The 22,204-nt window shown below is 70.8% G+C and carries 16 protein-coding genes; 4 read left to right on the forward strand and 12 right to left on the reverse strand.

The features are described from left to right. Positions 1–9 precede the first annotated feature (9 nt). Positions 10–6,207, forward strand: a complete 6,198-nt coding sequence (locus OHB21_RS21465; RefSeq protein WP_195126065.1) for a type I polyketide synthase — start codon at positions 10–12, stop codon at positions 6,205–6,207. 90 nt (positions 6,208–6,297) lie between these two features. Here the strand turns inward: OHB21_RS21465 and OHB21_RS21470 are convergent, their stop codons facing one another. After that, complete coding sequence (locus tag OHB21_RS21470) at positions 6,298–7,791, reverse strand: FAD-binding oxidoreductase (RefSeq protein ID WP_228791598.1); 1,494 nt, start codon at positions 7,789–7,791, stop codon at positions 6,298–6,300. Positions 7,792–7,830: 39 nt separating this feature from the next. Further along, on the reverse strand, positions 7,831–9,903 hold the full coding sequence (locus OHB21_RS21475) for a BTAD domain-containing putative transcriptional regulator (RefSeq protein WP_067514188.1): 2,073 nt from the start codon (positions 9,901–9,903) through the stop codon (positions 7,831–7,833). A 307-nt stretch (positions 9,904–10,210) separates the two neighbouring features. Between OHB21_RS21475 and OHB21_RS21480 the strand changes: the two genes are divergently transcribed. Further along, positions 10,211–13,450: a BTAD domain-containing putative transcriptional regulator gene (locus OHB21_RS21480; protein ID WP_198161920.1), complete on the forward strand. Its 3,240-nt coding sequence runs from the start codon at positions 10,211–10,213 to the stop codon at positions 13,448–13,450. Between the two features lie 348 nt (positions 13,451–13,798). On the opposite strand, the gene OHB21_RS21485 is transcribed toward OHB21_RS21480, so the two are convergent. Next, positions 13,799–15,013, reverse strand: coding sequence for a helix-turn-helix domain-containing protein (locus tag OHB21_RS21485; RefSeq protein WP_328435734.1), 1,215 nt, complete (start codon positions 15,011–15,013; stop codon positions 13,799–13,801). 164 nt (positions 15,014–15,177) lie between these two features. Here OHB21_RS21485 and OHB21_RS21490 point away from each other — a divergent pair, with 164 nt between their 5' ends. Next, positions 15,178–15,522: a hypothetical protein gene (locus tag OHB21_RS21490; RefSeq protein ID WP_328435735.1), complete on the forward strand. Its 345-nt coding sequence runs from the start codon at positions 15,178–15,180 to the stop codon at positions 15,520–15,522. Between the two features lie 73 nt (positions 15,523–15,595). On the opposite strand, the gene OHB21_RS21495 is transcribed toward OHB21_RS21490, so the two are convergent. From OHB21_RS21495 to OHB21_RS21535, 9 genes are all read right to left on the reverse strand, one after another. After that, positions 15,596–16,186, reverse strand: a complete 591-nt coding sequence (locus tag OHB21_RS21495) for a recombinase family protein (protein ID WP_328435736.1) — start codon at positions 16,184–16,186, stop codon at positions 15,596–15,598. A 276-nt stretch (positions 16,187–16,462) separates the two neighbouring features. Next, positions 16,463–17,017, reverse strand: a complete 555-nt coding sequence (locus OHB21_RS21500; protein WP_328435737.1) for a hypothetical protein — start codon at positions 17,015–17,017, stop codon at positions 16,463–16,465. Positions 17,018–17,296: 279 nt separating this feature from the next. After that, a complete protein-coding gene (locus tag OHB21_RS21505; protein ID WP_328435739.1) occupies positions 17,297–17,965 on the reverse strand; it encodes a hypothetical protein in 669 nt (222 codons plus the stop codon). Further along, positions 17,962–18,207, reverse strand: a complete 246-nt coding sequence (locus tag OHB21_RS21510) for a hypothetical protein (protein WP_328435740.1) — start codon at positions 18,205–18,207, stop codon at positions 17,962–17,964. Before OHB21_RS21510 ends, OHB21_RS21505 begins: the two co-directional genes overlap by 4 nt. A 69-nt stretch (positions 18,208–18,276) precedes the next feature. Next, on the reverse strand, positions 18,277–18,720 hold the full coding sequence (locus OHB21_RS21515) for a hypothetical protein (RefSeq protein ID WP_328435741.1): 444 nt from the start codon (positions 18,718–18,720) through the stop codon (positions 18,277–18,279). Between the two features lie 39 nt (positions 18,721–18,759). Next, entirely contained in the window at positions 18,760–19,017 is a 258-nt protein-coding gene (locus OHB21_RS21520) for a hypothetical protein (RefSeq protein ID WP_328435743.1), read from the reverse strand. A gap of 457 nt (positions 19,018–19,474) precedes the next feature. After that, positions 19,475–21,256 carry a hypothetical protein gene (locus OHB21_RS21525; RefSeq protein ID WP_328435744.1) on the reverse strand — a complete coding sequence of 594 codons (1,782 nt, stop codon included), beginning with the start codon at positions 21,254–21,256 and terminating at the stop codon, positions 19,475–19,477. A 37-nt stretch (positions 21,257–21,293) separates the two neighbouring features. Continuing rightward, complete coding sequence (locus tag OHB21_RS21530) at positions 21,294–21,503, reverse strand: helix-turn-helix domain-containing protein (protein WP_328435745.1); 210 nt, start codon at positions 21,501–21,503, stop codon at positions 21,294–21,296. Beyond that, positions 21,500–21,691, reverse strand: coding sequence for a helix-turn-helix domain-containing protein (locus tag OHB21_RS21535; RefSeq protein WP_328435746.1), 192 nt, complete (start codon positions 21,689–21,691; stop codon positions 21,500–21,502). Before OHB21_RS21535 ends, OHB21_RS21530 begins: the two co-directional genes overlap by 4 nt. Before the next feature lie 230 nt (positions 21,692–21,921). Here OHB21_RS21535 and OHB21_RS21540 point away from each other — a divergent pair, with 230 nt between their 5' ends. Continuing rightward, a complete protein-coding gene (locus OHB21_RS21540; protein ID WP_328435748.1) occupies positions 21,922–22,137 on the forward strand; it encodes a hypothetical protein in 216 nt (71 codons plus the stop codon). The last annotated feature ends 67 nt before the right edge of the window (positions 22,138–22,204 follow it).

Below are 22,204 nucleotides of genomic sequence, written 5' to 3' on the forward strand. Positions count from 1 at the left end.
ACACCCGCAATGTCCGAAGACAAGAAGCTCGTCGACTACCTGCGCTGGACCACCGCCGAGTTGAGCAAGGCGCGCCAGCGCATCGCCGAACTGGAATCCGATGCGCCCGAGTCGATCGCGGTGGTGGCGACGGCCTGCCGTTACCCCGGCGGCGTGAATTCCGCTGCCGCGCTGTGGGATCTGGTCGAGAACGGTGTCGACGCGATCTCGGAGTGGCCCGCCGATCGCGGCTGGGACGTGGACGCACTCTACGATCCCGACCCCGAGCACGTCGGCACCTCGACCACCCGGCACGGCGGATTCATCGACCACGCCACCGATTTCGACGCAGCGCTCTTCGGCATCTCGCCGCGCGAAGCGCTGGGCATGGACCCCCAGCAGCGGGTGCTGCTGGAGACGGCGTGGGAGTTGTTCGAGGCCGCGGGACTCGATCCGGCGGCGTTGCGCGGCAGTCGGACCGGCGTCTTCGTCGGGGCGGGCGAACAGACCTACCTCGACCTCGCCGCGCCACCGGAACTCGAGGGCTATTCGATGACCGGCAAACTCTCGAGCGTGGTCTCGGGCCGCCTCGCCTACACCTTCGGGTTGGAAGGCCCGGCGATCACGGTGGATACGGCGTGTTCGTCGTCGCTGGTCGCGCTGCACCTGGCCGCGCAGTCGCTGCGGCGCGGCGAATGTGATCGCGCCGTGGCGGGCGGTGTCACGGTGTACGGGCACCCGGGCGGATACATCGAGTTCTCGCGCCAGCGCGGACTTTCCCCCGATGGTCGGTGCCGTTCTTACGGTGCGGGTGCGGGTGGTACGGGGTGGTCGGAGGGTGTGGGTTTGGTGGTGTTGGAGCGGTTGTCGGATGCGGTGGCTGCGGGTCGTGAGGTGTTGGGGGTGTTGCGGGGTTCTGCGGTGAATCAGGATGGTGCGTCGAATGGTTTGACGGCGCCGTCGGGTCGGGCGCAGGAGGGTGTTGTTCGGGCTGCGTTGGTGGATGCGCGGTTGTCGGGTGGTGGTGTTGATGTGGTGGAGGGTCATGGGACGGGGACGCGGTTGGGTGATCCGATCGAGGTGGGGGCGTTGCAGGCGACGTATGGGCGGGAGCGTCCCGAAGGCCGGCCGCTGTACCTGGGGTCCCTGAAATCCAATATCGGCCACTCGGTCGCGGCGGCCGGCATCGGCGGCGTGATCAAGATGATCGAAGCCCTCCGGCGCGGCGTGCTGCCCAAGACCTTGCACGCGGAAGCCCCGAACCCGCACATCGACTGGTCGTCCGGGTCGATCGAATTGCTCACCGAGGCAAGGGAATGGCCACGGACGGGTGAGCCGCGTAGGGCGGCGGTGTCATCGTTCGGTGTGAGCGGCACCAACGCCCACGTCATCCTCGAACAGGCGCCCGAACCCGCGCCGGCGCCACCGGATCCGGTGACGGTGACGCTGCCCGCGGTGCCGTGGCTGGTGTCGGGCAAGACCCGCGACGCGGCCCGCGCCCAAGCGGAGCGGCTGCGCGAATTCGCCGCCTCCGCACCCGATCTGCGCCCCCTCGACATCGCTTACTCCCTGGCGACCACCCGCGCCGCGCTGGACCACCGCGTGGCCGTGGTCGGCACCGATCACGCCGAACTCCTCGCCGCGCTGGCGGAGAGCGAACCGGTCACGACCACTGCGGGCAAGACGGCGTTCCTGTTCACCGGCCAGGGCGCCCAGCGTGCGGGCATGGGGATCGAGCTGTACCGGCGCTTCCCGGTCTACGCCGCAGCCTTCGACGAAGCGCACGAACACTTGGCGCCGCTGCTGGACCGGCCGCTGCGCGACACCATCGAATCGGGCGACCGCCTCGACGACACCGCGATCACCCAGCCCGCTCTGTTCGCCGTCGAGATCGCGCTGGCCCGTCTGCTCGAATCATGGGGCGTGCGACCCGATTTCGTGGCGGGCCACTCGGTCGGCGAGATCGTCGCCGCGCAGGTGGCGGGCGTGCTGACGCTCCCCGACGCGGCGGCGCTGGTGGCGGCGCGGGCCCGCCTGATGAGCACGCTGCCGCGCGGCGGCATGCTCGCCGTGCGCGCGGACGAGGAGGAGGTGCGCGCCGACCTGCCCGACGGCGTGAACGTGGCCGCCGTCAACGCGCCCGGCGCGATCGTGCTGTCGGGCGGCATCGAGGAACTCGACACGCTGGCCGGCGTCTTGAACGCGCGCGGACTGCGCACCCGGCGCCTCGCCGTGAGCCACGCGTTCCACTCCCACCACATGGACCCCATCCTCGACAACTTCCGCTCCGTCGCCGGCCGCATAGACCTGAAGCGCGCGCGAATCCCCCTCGTGTCCAACGTGACCGGCGCGGTCGCGGCACCCGACGCCCACGCCGACCCCGGCTACTGGGTGCGCCACATCCGCGACACGGTGCGCTTCGCCGACGGCGTGCGCGCCCTCGCCGACGCGGGCGTCACCAAGTTCGTCGAGATCGGCCCCGACGCCATCCTCAGCGCGCTCACCGACGACACGTTGCAGGATCGCGCGCACGTCTCCATCCCGGTGCTGCGCCGCACCGCGGGCGACGCGGCCACTGTGGTGTCCAGCGTGGCCGCCATGCACAACCACGGCATCCCCGTGGCCTGGGACAAGGTCTTCGAGGGCACCGGCGCGAGGCGAATCACTCTGCCCACCTACGCGTTCCAGCGATCCAGGCACTGGGCGGGCGACAGCGTCACCACAGTGAGCGGGCTCGGCCCCTCGGTGGGGCACCCCGTCCTCGACGTCGCGGTCGATCTGGCCGACGGCGCGGGGGTGGTTGTCACCGGACGGCTGACCAGGCGGCATCGCGGGCTCGTCACCGGAACAGCCGTCGCGCCCGGTGTGCTGGTGGAACTGGCCATCCGGGCCGGTGACGAACTCGGGTGCACCGAGCTCTCCGTGCTGACCGTCCTCGCCCCGCTCACCCTGCCCGCCCGCGCCGACTTGCACATCCAGGCGCGCGTGGGCGCGGCGTCGGAGACGGGGGAGCGCGAGGTGTCGATCCACTCCCGGCCCGGCGGATCGGCGGGTCCGTGGACGCTGCACGCGCGCGGCTCCGTGCGCCTGCGCATCGGCGAACCGGGGTTCGACCTCACGCAGTGGCCGCCGCCGGGCGGACAGTTCGCCGAAGTAGAACTGCCCGAAGATATTTCGGCTGATTCCCCGGCGTACCGGCTGCATCCCGCGCTGCTCGACGTGGCGCTCGCGGCGGCGGGGGAGGGCACCCCGACCGAATTCCGTGAAGTACGACTGCTTTCGACCGGTGCGGCGGCGCTGCGAGTGCTGGTCGAGCGCGACGACGACGGCAGGACAACCTTGTTCCTGGCCGATCGCGCGGGCGCGCCCGTCGCCACGATCGGCGGCGTAACCTTCGGCGCACCGGTCGCCATCAACGCACCCCGACCGTCCCTGGCGGACATGGTGTTCCGGGTCGACTGGGTGCCCGCCGTGATCGCCGACCGCCCCGTTCGCTGGGGCGTACTGCGCGGCGCCGGCGCCGTCCCCGAGATCGGCGAGCCGACGCTGTTCACCGACCTCGCCGAGGCCGCGACCGCCGACAAGCCCGTCGACGCGATCCTCGCCCCGCTCGACGCCGAACGCGCGGACCCGGCGGCGGACGCCCGCGACCTCACCACCCGCGCGCTGCTCCTGCTCCAGCAGTGGGGCGCGGTCGAAGAGCGCACCGCCGCACCACTTGTCGTGCTCACCCGCCGCGCCGCCGGACCCGATGCCGCGAACGTGGCGGCGGGTGCGGTGTGGGGCCTGGTCCGTTCGGCCCAGTCGGAACGGCCGGATCGGATCGTGCTCGCCGACCTCGACGACGAGCCCGCCTCGCTGGAGGCGCTGTCGGCGGTGGTGGGCGCGGGCGAGCCGCAGGTCGTGGTGCGCGCGGGCCGCGTCTTCGTGCCGCGCCTGACCCGTGCCGCGCTGCCCACGCCCAGGGACGCGGGACCCGAGGAGTGCGTGCTGATCACCGGCGGCACCGGATCGCTCGGCGCGGCGCTGGCCCGGCACCTGGTCGGCGAGCGCGGCGTGCGGCGGCTCGTGCTGGTCAGCAGGCGGGGAACGGACAGTCCGGGCGCGGCGGCGCTGCGTGCCGAACTCTCGGCGACTGGCGCGCGGGTCGATATCGCGGCCGCCGATGTGGCCGACCGGGACTCGCTCGCGGAAGTCCTTGCCGCGCATCCGATCACCGGCATCGTGCATACCGCGGGCGTGACCGACGACGGTCTGATCGCCGACCTGGATCCGGACCGGCTCGCGGCCGTGCTGCGACCCAAGGCCGACGCGGCCTGGCTGCTGCACGACCTCACCCGCGACCGCGACCTCACCTCGTTCGTGCTGTTCTCCTCCGTCGCCGCCACCATCGGCGGCCCGGGCCAGGGCAACTACGCCGCCGCCAACGCGTTCCTCGACGCCCTCGCCGGCCATCGCGCGGGCCTCGGACTGCCCGCGACCTCGATCGCCTGGGGTCTGTGGGAACAGGAGGGCGGTATCAGCGGGCACCTGGACGCGGCGGACAAGGAGCGGATCGCGCGCGGCGGCTTCCCGCCGCTCGCCGCGGACGACGGCCTCGCGCTGTTCGACGCGCTCGCCGCGGGCGGCGAGGCCGCCGTGGTCGCGACGCCGCTGGACGTATCGGCCATCCGCGCGCGGCCGACGACACTGCTGTCCGGCCTGCTACCGACCCAGCGGGCGAGCGCGGGCAACGCGGCGGCGCCTGCCGCGCTCGCCGATCTCCTCGCGGACCGCACCCCCGACGAACAGCACGCCCTCGTATTGGAAACTGTTCTGCGCGAGGCGGCTTCGGTGCTGGGCCATCGCGGCGACGACGCGCTCGACCCGGCGCGCCCGTTCAGCGAATCCGGCTTCGACTCCCTCGCCACGGTGGAGTTCCGCAACCGATTGCAGCGCGCGCTCGCCGTGCGGCTGTCCGCGTCGGTCGCCTTCGACCACCCGACCCCGCAAGCGCTGGCGGCGCACGTGCTGGACCAGTGGCGCGACGGCCGCTCGGGCGCCGCCACCACGGTGGACTACCGCGCCGAAGTGCTGCTGGCCGACGACATCCGGCCCGCCGACACCGTCGTCCAGGTCGCCGCCGGTCCCGAGCACATCCTGCTCACCGGGGCGTCCGGATTCCTGGGCGCGTTCCTGCTACGCGATCTGATCCGGACCACCTCGGCCACCGTGCACTGCCTGGTGCGCGGCGCCGACGAGGCCGACGCGACCCGGCGGCTGCTGGCGAACCTGGACTTCTACCGGGTGACCGACGAGGTGGACCGCGACCGGGTGCGCGTCGTGGCGGGCGACCTGGCGGCACCTCGAATCGGACTGTCCGACACCGAGTTCGATGAACTGGCGCGGCGGATCGACGTGGTCTACCACGCGGGCGCCACCGTGCACTGGCTGCGCCCCTACGAAAGCCTGCGCGACGCCAATGTCGCCGGTACCGAAGAGATTCTGCGCTTGGCCGCTCGGCACCGGACCGTACCGGTGCACTACGTCTCGACGGTCGGTGTGTTCGCCGGCGCGCCCGAGGACGGCAGGGCGCTGGCGGTGGACGATCCGACGGGACCCGCCGAAGCGCTGCCCAGCGGCTATCTGCGCACCAAATGGGTGGCCGAACAACGCATCGAGGCGGCGCGCGATCGCGGCCTGCCGGTCTCGGTGTACCGGGTGGACGTGATCTCCGGCGACCAGCGCCACGGCGCCTGCCAGACAAGGGATTTCGTGTGGCTCACGCTGAAGGGCATCGTCCAGGCGCAGGCCGCGCCCGCGGTGCCCGGTGGGTTCTTCCACCTGGCCCCCGTGGACTTCGTCAGTGCCGCCATCGTGGAGATGGCGGGCCGCCCGGAGGCCGCGGGCCGGACGTTCCACCTGCACAACCCATCCCGGGTCGCGCTGCCGGAACTCGTCGACCGGTTGCGCGCCCTGGGCTACTCCATCGCCGACCGCGAGCACGCGGAGTGGGCCGAGGCGATCGGCGCGTCGGGCGACAACGCGCTCGTCCCGCTGCTCGACGCGTTCCAAGCGATGATCGCCGACACCGGCGCGTTCTACCCGGCCATCGACGTGTCCGACACCCTGGCGGCGATCGAGGGCAGCGGCATCGAGTGCCCGCCCATCACCCCGGAACTGTTCGCCACCTACGTGCGGTTCTTCATCGAGTCCGGTCACTTCCCGGCGCCGGCCGCAGCGCTCTAGCGCCCACCACAGGCGAAGGCCCGCACCACCTCCGGGTGGTGCGGGCCTCGAGGTTCCGGCGGCCACCTCGGTGACCACCGGAACCACCGGCTACGCCGGCCGAATCGCCAACCGGTGCGAGAACACGTCGCGCGGATCCCATTTCGCCTTCACGGCCTGCAAGGCCGGGTAGTTGTCCTTGAAATAGAGCCGGTGCCAAGGCGTGTCCGACGTGTTGTACGCCGGATCGGCCACATCGGCGTCCGCGTAGTTCACGAAGCAGCCGTCGGTGTCCGTGCCGGGGACGGGGACCCCACCGGTCGCCGCGTACACGTCGGCGTAGCACTCGCGCACCCAGCGGTCGTGCGCGTCGTCCTCGGCCGGATCGGTCCACAACGTCACGTACATCAGCTTCAGGATCGAATCCCGTTGCGCGGCAGCGGTCGCGTCGGAGGCCACCGCGTTGATCCGCCCGCCGTAGCTCACGAGTGCGACCATCGCGAACGGATTCGCGTAGTCCTCTCGGGTCAGCTGCCGGTACAACCCCTCCACCTGCGCGGCGGGCAGCGCCCGGCGCATGTAGGCAGACTTCACCTTCCAGCGCGCGATCGCGGCTTCCACGAACCCGAACCACTCCCGTGCCGCGTAGAACCACGGCACCCGGCTGCGATCGTTCACGCTGTAGCGCGCGCCGGTGCCTTCGGCGACCTCGGCCAGGAACGCGTCGAGGGTCCGCTCGGCATCCGGTTCGTCGGCGTCGATCTGGGTGCTCATCCGGAACGACCCGGCCACCCGGTGCTGGATCTTGAGCTGGCTGTACAGGCTCAGGTGCGCCGAATCCGGCGCGGCATGCCGCTCGTGCCAGGCGCCGAAGTTGGCCACCAACCGGGCGAAGCCGGCCTCGTCGAGGGAGTCCCACTCCCACGAGATATCCGACACGAGAAGCTCTTTCGGCGGCGCGGGCAACAGCCGCGACGGGTCGGGACCGGTCGTGTCCGGTGAGCGGAACCAGTACTTGGTGACGATGCCGAAGTTGCCGCCGCCCGCGCCGGTGTGCGCCCACCACAGGTCGCGGTGCGGATCATCGGCCTCGCGGGTCGCGACCACGGCCGAGACCTTGCCCGCCGCGTCGGCCACCACCACCTCCACGGCGTACAAGTGGTCCACGATCAGCCCGTGCGACCGCGACAGCGCGCCGTATCCGCCGCCCGCGACGTGGCCGCCCGCGCCCACCGTGGGGCAGGTGCCGCCCGGCAGGGTCACGCCCCACCCCTTGTAGAGCGTCGAGTAGATCCGGCCCAGCGTCGCCCCGGACTCGACGGCGAACGCACCGCGCTCGGCGTCGAAGTAGACCGCGTCCAGGCCCGAGACGTCGATCACCGCGCGGACCTCGGCGTTCGCCGTGAAATCCTCGTCGCAGTGCCCGCCGCTGCGGACCACCACGCGCAGGCCCTCGTCGACGGCGTGCTGCAACGCGTCCACGACCTGCTCGGTGGACCACACCACGCGCACGTAGTCCGGCGAACCCACCCACCGCGTATTGGAACCGGAGATCAGCCCGCGGTAGCGCGCGTCCTCCGGCCGGATCGTCAGTGGTTCGATCATCGGGTCGAATTCCTTTCCCATGAAGGTGACGCCGCCCGTTCAGCTGGCGGCGCTGGCCGTCGCGGATCGGTCCGCGCCGGCCGTGAGGTGGTTCTCGGGCAGCCGCCTGCTCGCCGAGCGCCGGGGCGACCGGCTGTCGGCGGTGAGCAGCGTGGACTCCCTGGTCCCCGCGATGCGCACGAAACCGCTACGCACCAGCGCGGTCTCACCGGACAGGACCACCAGCAGCGGCGCGTGCTCGGCGCTGTCGAGCAGCGTCTCCAGGAACACCAGGCTGGTCTCATCGGCCAGGTGCGCGTCGTCGAACACCAGGGTGGTCGGGTGCAATCCGGCCTCGGCACAGAGCAATTCGAGCCACGCGGCGAGCGCGGCGCGCGTCTGGAACGGGTCGAGCGGCAGCGAGCGCGCCAGCGGATACAGCGCCTCGGCGATCTGGTGCACCGTGCTCGGCGAGCGCAACGGATGGCCCGCGACCTCGGCGAGCTTGGCCCGGATGTCGGCGGGCGCGTCCCCGGCCCGGAGATCGCACAGGCCCGCCAGCATCGTGCGGTGCACGCCCAGCGGATCGGGACCGCCGAACCGGGCGCTGAGCACCGGCTCGCTGTCGCGCCGCGCGCGGATCGCGTGCCGGAACCCGCGCGTGGCGCGGCGCGCGTTCACCGAGGCGGGCGCGACCACCGCCACCAGGTGCGACACCTGTCGCTCGCGCACCCGGTCGCGCAGGCCCAGCAGCGTGCGGACATCCGGATCCGGGTCGCCCTCCGGTTCGCTCGCGGCGCCGGGCGCGGTGTGCACGGCCGCGGCGTGCCACTGCCCGGACGGGTGCGGTACGTACCGGATCAGATGTTCGGTCTCGCGCCGCGCGCACTCGCCGACGGCCACCGCGTCGACCGGCGCGTCGAGCAGCAGGCGCTCACAGTCGTCGAACAGGTCGCCGTACCCGGCGGTGCGCCGCAGCTCCGCGTAGGTGCGCGGGATGCGCCGGGCCGCCGCACCGGTCACCACCGCCGCGCGGAACCGCGGCGTCACCGCCTCGCTGCCCATCCCGGCGGCGGCGATCCACCCGCGGAAGTGCAGCGCGGCGGCCACCACGTCCTGGGGCGCGCAGGCGCGCGGGAACACCGTCATCGTGGTCGAGCCGATCGCGCCCACCACGACGCCGCCGAGCGCGGAGATGGTGCCGCAGATCGTCGGGTGGAAGCGGTCGCCGAGCACCGGCTGGTCGCCCTGCGCGGGCGCGGGCTGGGTGACCTGGAGGAACAGCACGGTCACCCGGTCGGTCGGCCCGCCGTTGATCGGCGTCACCGGGGCGGGCGTCTCGAGAATCGCCTCGTCGGTCGCCACGGCCGCGCTGGGCAGCAGCGAGGGGCTCTGGCGCAGGATCGACTGCTGCAACCGCTGGAGTTCCGGCCCGGGTTCGAGACCGAAGTTCTCGATGAGCGAATTGCGCCAGTCGGTATAGACGCCGAGCGCGTCGGAGGGCCGCCTGCTCCGGTAGAGCGCGAGCATCAACTGCCCGCACGATCGCTCCCGCAGCAACCCCGATTCGGCCAGTTTGCTGAGCGGATCGATCACCTCGACGTGATGGCCGCGCTCCAATTCGATGTCGAAGTAGTCCTCCGCCACCGACATCCGCGCGTCCTCGGCCGCGGTCAGCTCCGGCCAGTCGACACCGTGCTCGGTGAGGTCGGACACCGCCGACCCGCGCCACAGCGACAGCGCGTCGCACAGGCGCGCCGCGGCCGAGTCCAGATCGCCCGCCGCGGCGTCGGCGCGGCCGCGGGCGGCGAGCCGGTAGAAGCGGTGCAGGTCGATGAGATCGGTGTCGACCTCGAAGATGTAGCCGGGCGGGCGACTGGTCAGGGCGAACGGCGTCGCGCTGTCGTCGGGCAGCAGGTTGCGCAGGCCCCACACCGCGTTGTGCAGGATCTTGCGCGCCGACGTGGGCATCGACTCGTTGGGCCACAGCGCGTCCATGAGCCTGCTGGCCGGGACAACGGTGTTCGGATGGAGCAAGAGGTAGGCGAGGGTGGTCCGCTGCCGCACACCCCCGAGGCGGAGCGCGACCCCCTGGTGCTGGACTTCGAGTGGTCCGAGAAGGCTGAACTGCACGAGTACCCCCTAGGGCAGCAAGTCTCGATCTGCCGTTGCGTTCACGATGCGCCGGCGACGTTGCGGGCAGGGCGGCGTGGTGCCGCGTGGTGACCCGGCACTCGCCGCTACCAGCACGGATCGCTTCCGCCGAGGCCGGAGAAGATCACTCGGATCAATTGTGTCGGATCGCGCTTCCGGTCTGCTTACGGCGCACTTCCGAACCAACCGTTGAACTTTCGGTCAACTTTCCGCAGTGTTGCCTGGGTACCCTTGCCGCGTGCGATTTGGGATCCTTGGCTCGCTCGAGGTCGCTACGGATCTTGGAGTGGCCGTCTCGATACCGGAGTCACGTGTGCGCGCGTTGCTCGCCGATCTGGTGGCCAACGCGGGGGAACCGCTGTCGGTCGACCGGTTGATCGATGACATGTGGCCGGCCGTCCCGCCCGCCAATCCGGTCGCTTCCCTGCACACCAAGGTGTCCCAGCTCCGCCGCGCGCTCGAGGACGCCGAGCCGGGCGGCCGGGACTGCATCGTCACCACGCCGACCGGCTACCTCTTCCGCGCCGAGCCGTACTGCTTGGATTCCGTGCGGTTCCTCGCCTTCGTGGAACGGGCCCAGCGCGCGAGCGATCCGAGATTGCGGGTGAACATGCTGCGCGACGCCCTCGCGATGTGGCGTGGACCCGCCTTCGCCGACTTCCTCGACCTCGCGTTCTCCCGGGAAGCGGCGAACACGTTGGAGGAGGCCAGGATCGCCGCGCGCAGCGAACTGGCCGAACTGCGGCTCGAACTGGGCGAACACCGCTCGCTCGTAGCCGAGATCAACGAACTGGTGCGCGAGCATCCGCTCCGGGAGAACCTGCGGTCCATCCAGATGCGCGCGCTCTACCGGGCCGGTCGCGCCGCCGACGCGCTGGACAGCTTCGCCGAACTGCGCGCGCTGCTGGCCGAGACCAGGGGCGCTGACCCCAGCCGCGAGATCGTGGACCTGCACCGCGCCATCCTCGACCAGGACCCGGCCCTGCTGCCCGAAGTGCCGGAGGGCGAGGTGCTCTCGGCCGGGCACAATCTGCCCGAACCGCCGAATCCGCTGATCGGGCGCGACGCGATGGTCGAGGAGGTCACCGCGCAAGTCCTGTCCGACCGGCTCGTCACGCTGATCGGCTCCGGCGGTGTCGGCAAGACCCGGGTGGCACTGGCGATCGCGGGCGGACTCGTCGACAGTTTCGCCGACGGCGTGTGGTTCATCGAGTTCGACGGACTGGACCGCGCGCCCGGTCCCGACGCGCTCGCCGACACGATCCTGGGCGTGCTGGGCGTGGACGTCAACGCGCCGCCGCCCGGATACCGCGCGCGCTCCCAGCCGCCGGGGCGGGTGGGCGCGATCGACCGGATCGTGGCCTTCCTGCGCGGGCGGCGGGCGCTGCTGGTGCTGGACAACTGCGAACACGTCGTGGAGGCGGCCGCCCGGCTGGTCGAGGCCGTGCTCGCCGAACGCACCGAATGCCGCATCCTGGCGACGAGTCGCGCGCCGCTGGCCGTGCGCGGCGAGACGATCGTCCCGGTGGCGCCGCTGGCGCTGCCCGACGCCGAGACCGCCAGTGTCGAACGGCTGGTCGAGTCCAGCGCGGCGCAGCTGTTCGCCGCGCGCGTGCCCGGCCTGCGGTTCGACGACGCCAACTGCCGCGACATCACCGCGGTCTGCCGCAAACTCGACGGACTGCCGCTGGCGCTGGAACTCGCCGCGACGAAGGTGCGGGTCTTCGGGGTGCGGGAACTGCTGGCGCAGCTCGACCGGCGATTCCAGGTGCTCTCCGGCGGCTTTCGCGACGCGCCGGACCGGCACCGCTCGCTGCGCGCGGCCATCGACTGGAGCTGGGAACTGCTGTCCGAACCCGAGCGGGACATGTTGTGCTGGATAGCGATTCACGCCGAGGACTGCTCGCTGGCCGCGGTGGGTGCGCTGTTCGGCGACGCCGGGGACTCCTGCGAGGTGCTGACCGCGCTGGCCCGGCTGGTGGATCAGTCGCTGGTCGTCATGCACGAGGGCCGCGACGGGCCGCGCTACCGGCTGCTCGAATCGATCTCCGCCTATTGCGTGGAACGGCTGGAGGCGATGGGCGAACTCGCCGAATGGCGCGCCCGGCACGCCCGCTACTACGCGGCCCTCGGTGAGGTGATGGGCCCTGCCCTGCTGGGACCCGATCAGCTGCGCCAGCTCGAACGACTCGACGTCGACGGGCCCAACCTGCGCAAGGCGTCCGATTTCGCGCTGGCCCGCCGGGACGCCCGGCTGGCGATGCGGCTGGTCAGCGCCAGCCTGTGGTACGGCTTCCTGCGGTGCCGGTTGACCGAGATGCTGCGCTACCTCTCCGCCCTGGCCGAGCTGGGGGAGGAGCTGCGGCCGGTCGAACGCACCACCACCGCGCTGTGGCGGGCCGGGATCGAACTGCTCATCGGCGACGGCGATCCGCGCCGGTTCCCGCCCGTGGAACTGTCCGGCGACGAGACCTCCGCCGAACTGTTCGAATACGCGCGCGGCGAATGGTTGCTCGGCTACGCGCAGTGGTACACCGGCGCGCTGGAGGAGAGCGAGGAGAGCGTCGGACACGCCCTGGCGACGTTCCGGGCGTTGGAGAACCGGTGGGGGATCGCGGTCTGCCTCAGCACCCGCGCCGCGCAGCGCACCGGGCGCAGCGAACTCGCCGTGGTGCGCCGCTGCGCCCAGGAGAGCGCGGCCATGTTCGCCGAGATCGGCGACCGCTGGGGCAGGCTCAAGGCCATCGAGGCGCTGGGCGTGCTCGCCGAGATCGAAGGCCGCTACACCGAAGCGCGGACCCTGCACCGGGAAGGGCTGCGCATCGTGGAAGACCTCGGCCTGTGGACCGAGATACCGCACAAACTCGCCCTGCTGGGGCGAATCGCGTTGCTCCAAGGCGAATTCGACGTGGCCGACGAGTTGCACAACCGCTCGATGCGGCTGGCCGCCAGCCACGCCAACTGGCTCGGTGAGGGATTCGCCGAGATCGGACTGGCCCTGAGCGCGCGCAGGCAGGGCAAACTCGACGACGCCCAAGCCCACCTCACCCGCTGGGTGCACTGGCTGCGCGATATCGGCGCGCACAACGGGCTCGCGCTCGTCCTGGCCGAACTGGGCTTCATCGCCGACCTGCGCGGCGACGCCGCCGCCGCGCACGAACTCCACTCCGCCGGACTGGAAGCCGCGATGGAGACCGGCGACATCCGGGCGGTCGCCCTCGCCCTCGAAGGCCTGGCCGGCGCCCAAACCCTCGCCGGCCACTACACCACCGCCGCTCGCCTCCTCGGCGCCGCCGAAGGAGCCCGCTGCTCCGCCGCCGCCCCCCTCCCCGGCGGCGAACGCACCGACGTCGAGCGCATTACCACCACCGTCCGCACCGCCCTGGGGGACGACCGCTTCGCCGTCGAATACCACCAGGGTCGCCCGCTGATCGTCGGCGGGCGGGATACGCCGTTGGAAACCTGCCCTTGGCCGGCGACGGTTGAACAGGTGCGGAGAGTTCTGCGCGACCACGCGGTGTCGTAGTTCTGTGCTCCGACTCACCGAGCCGATTGCTTCTACCTGGCATTTCATGAGTGGACGCAGAGGGGATCGAACCCCCGACCGCTGGTGTGTAAAAGCGCGCCGAACCGTCCAGCGGATATTGCCCCGTCCATCGAGTCCAGGTCAGAGGCTATTTCACGTCCAGCGTGTATCGCTCCGTCCAGCCCGTTCGTGCCTGTCTTGGCAAGTTCTAGGCAAGATGGAAACACCGCCTGACCTGGGAGGGACCGGGCGGTGTGGCACGCTGGCACCGCCCCAGTGCACCGGAAGGCTCCCGAACGAACACCCCGCCTCTCAGCCGATGAGGCGGGGTGTTCGCGTGTCCGGCGCTCAGGCGACGACGCCGACGCGTTGGGCGAGGCGGCCGAGGTCGCCGGTCGTCAGGTCGCGCCGGGCGGTGCGCAGCATGAAGCCCACGACTTCGCGAACCGGGGCCATGGTGCGGACGTGCTGCGGTGCGGTGTGCTCGGCCCGCAGCAGCGCGTAGAGCGCATCGCGGTAGTCGCGCTGCATCGCGTGCGCCCGGCCGATCTCCACGAAGTACTGCGCCTTGCGTCCCTCGTTCGGCAGTTCGCTCGGCGTGAGCGTCGGCGCGATCGCGAGGACTTCGCCAGGTTCGCGGCGTTCCATCGCCGCCGACATCCGCCACAGCGCCACGTTCGCCGGACCGAAGGACTCGTTGCGGGCGGTGGACGTGCTCGGCGTCGCCTCGGCCAGCCTGCCCGCCTGCTCGGCCGCCTCGGCAAGGTGGGGTTCGGGGTCGCTGCCCATCGTGGCCGCGACGATGCTGCCCTGTAGGTGCAGCATGCCCAGCGTTTCGACGTCGCCCACGGTGCGCACGTCGGCGGCGATCTTCTCGGCCGTGCCCACGGTGGTTTCGAGTGCGGCGGGCAGCGCACCCGGTCGCGACAAGAGGATCTGACCTCGGATGAACGCGGCGGCTGCGGTCTGCGCGGCCCCGCCCGCGTGCGCGGCGGCGCGCTCGGCTTCCTGGGCGGCAGTCCACGCCAGCGCGTGATACCCCCGCGCTCGCAGGGCGGAGGCGACGCCGTAGGCGACGGTGCCCAGCACGTCCCACGCCTGCTCGCTCTCGGTGTCGCGGACGTGCCGGTAGGAGTCGGTCAGCATCGGCCCGAGCATCGGCCCGAGCGCGGCGTAGTCGCAATCGTGGCGCAGCTTCGTCGCGGTGCGGGCGAGCGCGGCGAGTTCGTCCAGGGTGCGCGGCGCGGCGGTGTCGGTGACGTTGCCCCGCGACCACAGCACCGTTTCCAGACCGGGCACCGCCGCGTGGAAACCGGCGGTGGCCGGGTCGAGCTTGTCATGCTCGTGCCCGGTCAGGTCGCCGAGCGTGACGCCCAGCGCTTGCGCGAGCGCGAGCAGCGTCCGGCGCGAGTCGATCGGCCGTTCGCCCGCCTCGTACTTGGCGATCGCGCCACGGCTCAACCCCGCCCGGTCGGCGAGCACCTGTTGCGAGATGCCCCGCCGCGCGCGGATCGCGCGGACTCGCTGTCCGATGAACCGATCGTCGTGTTGGTCGTCGCTCACGCGCGCCTCCCGTTGCTGGCGGTGAATGCCCTACCAAAAGGCATTGTCCCACTGCGGGACAAAGCGCGCCGTTTCCGCTGCCACGCTTCCCCCAACCCCGCCGCCGGGTCGAACTTCGTGAGTCCTCGGCGGCGGGGGAAACCCAACGGCAGGAAGGCATGGGGATGGCGACGACCGACGCGCTCGGCGTGGTGTGCTTGGACTTGGCCGACGATCTGGAGGAAGCGCGGCGAACGATCCGACGCGTTGCGGGCGGGCACGGGCTCGAGGTGGTCGACACGATGACGTTCCGGCGCACTGAGCCCGGGTGGGTGTTCCGGCTGATCGAGTCGGTTCACCGGTTCGGCGCACACGCCGTCGTCGTGCCAAATGTCGAGCACGTCAAGGGTTTCACCTACGCGGTGCGCGGCGTCGCGGATCTCCTCGCACCCGGCGAACGCGTGCCCTACGCGGGGTATGGGTCGGGGTTCACGCGACCGTCCAGGGCTCAGGTCGGCGGTGCCCGGTGACCGCGCTGCTGTGGGCGACCGTCGTCGGCATTCCGCTGGCGGTGATCGTCGCCATGCTCGCGTGGCCGAGCGACTACGACGATTGAGCGAGGACGCGATACAGCGTCGCCCGGCTGACGCCCAGGGTCGCCGCGATCACCGGCACGGGTTCGCCGCTGGTGCGCATCCGTTCGGCAAGGGCGATCTGATCTCCGGTCAGCGCGCGCGGGCGACCGGTCGACATGCCGCGCGCCTTGCGCGCCGACTTCGCAGCCTCGCGCCGTTCGCGCTGTAGTTCCAGCTCGAGTTCGGCGAGGGAGGCCAGCACGCCCGCGATCATTCGTCCCGTGGCGGTGCTGGTGTCGATCCCTTCGCGCAGGGACCGCAGGACGATCCCCCGCTGTCCGAGGTCGCGGACGGTCGCCATCACCTCGGCGGCGTTGCGGCCGAGCCGGTCGATACCGACGACGACGATGACGTCACCGGGCCGGGCGTAGTCGAGCAGCGCCGACAACCCTTCCCGCTGTTCGCGTGTGGACGTGCCGGTCAGCGTGTCCGAGTAGACGCGGGCAGCGTCGACGCCTGCGGCGGTGAGGGCGTCGGTCTGCTGGTCGAGGGACTGGTGTCCGGTGGAAACTCGGGCGTAGCCGAGCATCTGGCCCGTGACGGTGGTGGTGTCGGTCATGGCGAGCCCTTCTCAAAAGTCGATGCGACGCACTTATGATACGCGACAACTTTTGAGACACCACGAACAGGGACTATGGACCATTCGGGCCACCTGATTTCGCCTGTCTCGAAACCTTGGAATTGAGACGGCCATTCTTCCCCACGGTTGTCCACCCGGCGAGGTCGGCGAGTCACGAGTTCACGGCTTGGACGCCACACCGGCGAGGCATTCTCCAGTCCGCTGACCTGGCGATTCACGGTCGCCGACGACCGACGGGTTCACGGCCATTTTCCGCTAGTCCCACCAATTCGAACCGCGCGGCTTCGGCGGTGTCCACAGCCCCGCCCGGATGCTCGCGACCAAGGCCCGTTGCTGAGGCCCCCACAACGGCAGCCCGAGCCGTTCGCAGACGGCGCGGTGGCCGACGTGGCCGTCTTTGTACAGGCTTCCCGCCAGACTGCGCACGATCGGCCAGCACCGCTCGAGCTGCGGTTCGATGTCGCGCGGCGTCGCCGATGTCGCGAGGTCGACCTCGGTCGCGAGATCGTCGGCGTCGCACGAGCCGCGCAGGACGCTGCGGACCTGCTCGAGTCGCGGATGGGGTCCGAACCTCCAACGGGCTTCGGCGAACGGTCCGGACCAGGACAACATCGCCAGGTCACCGCGAGCGTCCACGCCCACGAACGACGTCGATCCGCGCACTCCGTCGCGCGGGCGGTCGAGTACCTCGGCACGCATGATCCGGCCGCCGACAAGCACCGCCGCGACCGCGTGACCGGCCTCGTGAAAGCACACCCGCAGCCGGTCACGCTCAGCGGTCGTCAACTCGACACCCTTCAGCTTCGCCACAGGTCAGTTCCTCTCGCGTGCGGCCGGAGGCGGGGAGGTGCGGCCCGAAGCCAAGCCACCGCCCCGCGCCCGTTCCTGCAACCCGTCAGTTGGTCTAAATCCCTTGTCGGCAAGGGCTTTTCGTTCACGTTCCTTCGCCCGGCGACGCTTCAAGCGGCGCTTGCGCGTGCGCACCTGCGCGGGGGTGAGGTCGACGCAGGTCGAGCACCGCCACGGGTGTTCGGCCGCCGGGTTGCTCGTCTCCCAGCCGCACAGGATGCACGCGGTCGCCATGGGTGATCACCCCGGCGGGGTGATGCCGAGTGCGCGCAGCTCGGCGCGAGCACGGTCGGCGGCGTCGACCGGACGCACGGAAACGATCTTGGGTGCTCGATCGAGTCGGCGCTCGAGATCGGCCGCCGCCCGGTCGACCCCGCGCAGCAGGTCCACAAGGCGTTCGCTGACCGAGCGCTGCCCGCGAAGCGCGACCGCACCCGGCGGCCACGCGTCCGACAACAGACGGCTCAGCGGCTCGCTGACGGACGCGGCGAAGTCGACCAGGGTTTGTGCCCACCGCCCGGATTCCAGCGCGTCAGCGTCGAACGTGGGCCGCGCGGGGAGGGTCCGCGCCTCGCGCAGCAGCCGCAGCGCGCGTTCTCGCGCGCCGACCTCGAGGTGCTGCACGCGGGCGCGGTCGTCGCGGTCGGCGACCAACATCAGCGCGCCGACGACCGCGACGTGCACGGCGTCGCTCAGCGCGCCGACGGCGTCGCGATACCGGCCGGGCATCCGGTCGACGGCGACCCGCTCGGCGAGCGGTTCGAGGATGTCGGCCACCTCCGCCTTGAGGTCGAACTCGCCGGGCAGCGTCACCGCCAGGTACACGCGCCGACGCCGCCGGGCCTCGGCCTGATCGAACGCGGGCGGGGTCGGGGCGGGCGATGCGGCGGGGCGGCGACGGGTCCTCATCGGGTCGCCCCCGTCCGGGTGGCCAGCAATTCCAGCAGCGTTTCCGCATCGTCCATCGACAGTTGCCCCCGGTCGACCAGGTCGCCGAAGGTTTCGTGAGCTGTCCACCAGGACAGCGCATTTCGGCACTCATCGACGCGAGGACCGGCGACCTCGCCCCGGCTGGCGAGCGCCGCCAATCTGCCTCGCCAGGACTCGGGCGAGCGGCTGCGAGGGTCGCTCGGCGCGTAGGCGGTGTTCATGGTTTGAACCTACGACGGCGGGGTGCAGCGGAAGGGAGGTGCTGCGAACCCCTTCCGCTGCAACGGTTCTCAGTCGCCGGACTCGAGCGCGGCCCGGTCACGCGGCCGGATCAATCGTTCGAGCAGCCCGGCGACGACTTCGGCGTAATCCTCGGGCTCGGGTTCGGCACCGAGGACGACCCGTTCGGGCACCGCCAGACCGAACAACTTCACGCGCTGGGCAAGCACCTTCAGCACCACTTCGGCCGACCGGACATCACCCCGCACCGCCGGAGCCCAGTACGCCGCGAGCAGAGCGTCGAGCCGTTCGCCTTCGAGTTCGCGAAGCTCGGCGGCAAGTACGGCGTCCGTTCGGGCGAGCAAGCGCGACACCGCGTGACGCGGTCCGGACTCGTCGCCGTAATTCAGCTCGTCGGCGATCTCTCGCCAGGGTCGACCTTCGATTCGCCGCTCGAGCGCCTGTTGCGCCCGGCGGCGTTCCTCGGGGGACGGGATCGCGTTTCCGTGTGCCATGGCGGGGTCCTCTCTGTCGGACTGTGGTTGTGCGGACGGTCACGCAGCCGGTTCGACGGCGCGAAGCGGCAAGGACACGAACGTCGCCCCGGCGAAGACGGTGACGCCGACCGCGCCTGATGCGGCGAGCGTGACCAGCGCTTGACCTTGCGCCCAGCGGTCGCGGACGGGCAAGCGCCGCCGGACGTCTCGCCACTCGTGGACCTCGTCGTCGGCAAGCTCGCGCAAGATCGCCGTGCGGATCTCGGCAAGGATTTCGGCAGGGGCGTCGTCGCTGCAGAAGTCGTAGGGGGTCATGGTTGGCCTCATCTCGACGGAACCGCCGCCCCGGCTCGGCGTCGGCTGAGGACCGCCGCTAGCCGTTCGGCGTCGGTGTCGCCGGTGATCTTGAATCGCTTGACGGTCATGGGTTGGGGGTCCTTTCGGTGGGATGTCGGGGGTCGGGGTTGCCTCGCCTGCTGCCCTCTCGGGGTTGGCGGCCGTGGCGGGTGTGACAACCCAAACCCCCTGGTCAGAGCCGGTGTGGCGGGGTTGGCGGGGTTGGCGAGGGTGTCCCTTCCCTTATCCCTCGCCCCTTTATATAGATGTTTGTTATTACTCAATTCATTCACGTAATAAACAGGCGAGGGAGTGGGATCGACACACCCCGTCACAGCCGCCAACCCCGCCACACCGGCCCTGACCTGCGAAAACAGGTCGCGGGATTGGCGGGGTTGGCGGCCACTACCGCAGATAGCGGCGGGGGATTCGGCTTTCATCGCCCGGCCTTCGCTCGATGCTGCACCGTTGACCGTCCCGCTTGATATTCGGTGGTCCGGGTCTCGATGCGCCCGCGCTGGGCGAGGAATGCTAGGGCGGCGTCGACCAACCCCCGCTTCGATGAGGTGACGCAGCGGCTGATCGCTCCCTGCGCGATCCAGTCCCCTCGCTGGGCGAGGAACTGCTCGATCCGGTCGGCGACCTGCTCGACGCCCGCGACGGCGCGCGCCTCGTCGGCCGCGGCGAGGCGGACCCCGTCCACGCGACCCCGTTCGGCGGCGTCACGGGCAACGGCATCGGCCGACAGTGACGAGACGTCGGCGGCAGTGGACTCGGACACCGACAGCACAGCACCCGCTCGCTGCCAGTTCTCGGCGTCGACCTTCGTCTCGCCGTGCAGCAAGGCCAATGCGGCGGCGATCTTCAGCCACGCAAGTAACCGGTGACCCGCCAACGGGTCGTCCACGCCGCCGAACGGGTCGAGATCCTTGCTGGCGTTCACCGCGAGGATTTCGGCCCGGATCGGTTCGGCGACGTCGAGATACACGAGCGGGGGTTCGTCGTCCACCATCGGGTCGATCGTCACGCCGAAATCGGCCATGTCCACCACCAACGGCGCAGGCTCGGCCGCAGCGTTACGCCGTCGACCGTCCCGGACCGGCAGCCACAGCACGCGCTGTGTGAGCCCGTCCCGAACCGCCTTCTCGCTCAACAGCGACGACCCGTTTCCGGGTTGGACCCCTGCCACGAGCCCGAGCCTGTAGCTGTGCGGCGGGAGGATGACTCGGTTCTCGATGGTCGCGTTCGCGTGTCCCAATTCCTGACCGTGCGCGGCCTTCAACAACTCGGGCATCAGTGTCTGACCTCGCCTGTCGCTGACGGCATCGAATGCGGCGATGTCACGAACGGTGAAAAGTGCTGCACGAGAATGGAATACGGTTTGGGCGTGTCCGGTAACCGGACTCTTCTTCGCGATCGCGAACGTGCGGCCGATGCCCTCGCCGGTTCCGATTGGTGTCGGCGGCCACCGCAGAGGTTCGCCACACCGACGAAACACCACCGCAGCGTCGGCGACCGCGTGAGCGATGTCTTTGCCCGCCCCGGATACGCCCGCGATCGCGAGCAGGACGTTCAACGACACCGGCCCCCCGATGATCGGAGGCAACGTGACCGGATACGGCGTTGCCAACACTGCACGGACCAGTACGTTTCCGAGCGTTGCCCAGGCCCCGGCTCCCCGCGCTCGGGCGAATTCCTCGATGTGACGCAGGATCGGGGACGAGTCGAACACGTCGGCGTTCGCGGCCAGCGCTTTGCGCACAGTCCCTTGGGTCGGTGCCGCACGGAACAACTGAGCCTCCGCCTCGGCAGCATGCCGCGCAGCATCCCGCACAGCCGCGAACTCGGCCACGACCTCGTGCGGGTCCTGCTGCCGGGTCTCCTCCGACCAGCGCGCGACATCGGCACGAGTCGGCGGCGTAACACCGCGCTCGGCCAGCAACTCGGCCACCATCTCGACGGGCGCCGCGCGCAGTTCCTCGAGCGATTCCGCTGAGTAGTCATGAGCGCCGAATCCCCGGTGCCATCGGGCGACCGCGATGCCGACCGCGTCACCGAGCGCGTCGCGCAGATCCATCGTGGCGGGTCGACGCAGCAGCTCCGCCAGGTGCTCCCCGGCGACATACTCGGCGGGGGTACCGTGGGGGTTGCTCTCGTCGGGCGTTTCGACACCCTCGGCCGGTTGCTGGCGGCCGGGGGTGTTCTCTGTTTCGGGCACTGCTGCCCCTTTCAAAGTCGTTGTGGGACAGCAGAATTCAGGAAGCGCCGACCTGTAGCTGTTCGCGCACCCAGTTGGAGGGCACACGCACCCGGCGACCGATACGAATCGACGGGATCTCACCTGCGGCCACGGCGGCGTAGGCGGTGCTACGACCGATGCCGAACGCTGCGGCGGCGTCCTCCACGGAAAGGGTCGGCTCGGTCGCGACCCGGTGCATTACTTCGGCGGCGTCGGGGCGGCTCACTTGCTGCCCCCCGTCGCGCGGACCAGCAGGGCGGCGTCTACCTCGACGGCGTCGAGCTTGATCAAGCGCGGCCCGATGCGGTAGGCGGGCACGTGCCCGGAATCGACCCAGTTGCGCACGGTCCGGGTGCTCACGCCGTAGCGCTCGGCAACTTCGGCAACGGTCAACAGCTCTCGCGGGGTGGTCACAGTTCTCTCCTTCACGCGGATGGGGTGAAGGGGTTCGGTTCCCGTTGCGCTGCGTTCGATCGCTGCGCCCGCCCCCAGATGGAGGACTTGTTTCCGATAGTACCACCGGTGTAATTCCGCTGACATGAGCGTGACGCGGATTCCATGCGTTGCACTGTGCTGCAACGCAATTCAATTGCAGCATCGTTATAGGAATGCATTCCAGCATCACCGTGGGTAGTGTTCTAGGCATGGATCAAGCCGAGAAAGTCCGCGAGAACCGCCTCCGCCGCGCCGCCACGCGCCAAGGGCTGCGCCTCGAGCGATGCCGCGCCCGTGACCCACGAGCCCTCGGGTTCGGCACCTACCGCCTCAGCGACGCGTTCACCGGCGCGGTGCGAGCGTCGGCGGGACGGTCGGGGTACGGGCTCACGCTGACCGACGTCGAACGCGAGTTGGCCAAATGACCCGCCGACCCACCGCCCGAGCGCCGCCCGTCACCCCGCCAGCATCCATCAAATCCATTGAGAGACA

Origin of the sequence: Nocardia puris (genome assembly GCF_036051655.1) — a bacterium.
Taxonomy (GTDB): Bacteria; Actinomycetota; Actinomycetes; order Mycobacteriales; family Mycobacteriaceae; genus Nocardia; species Nocardia puris.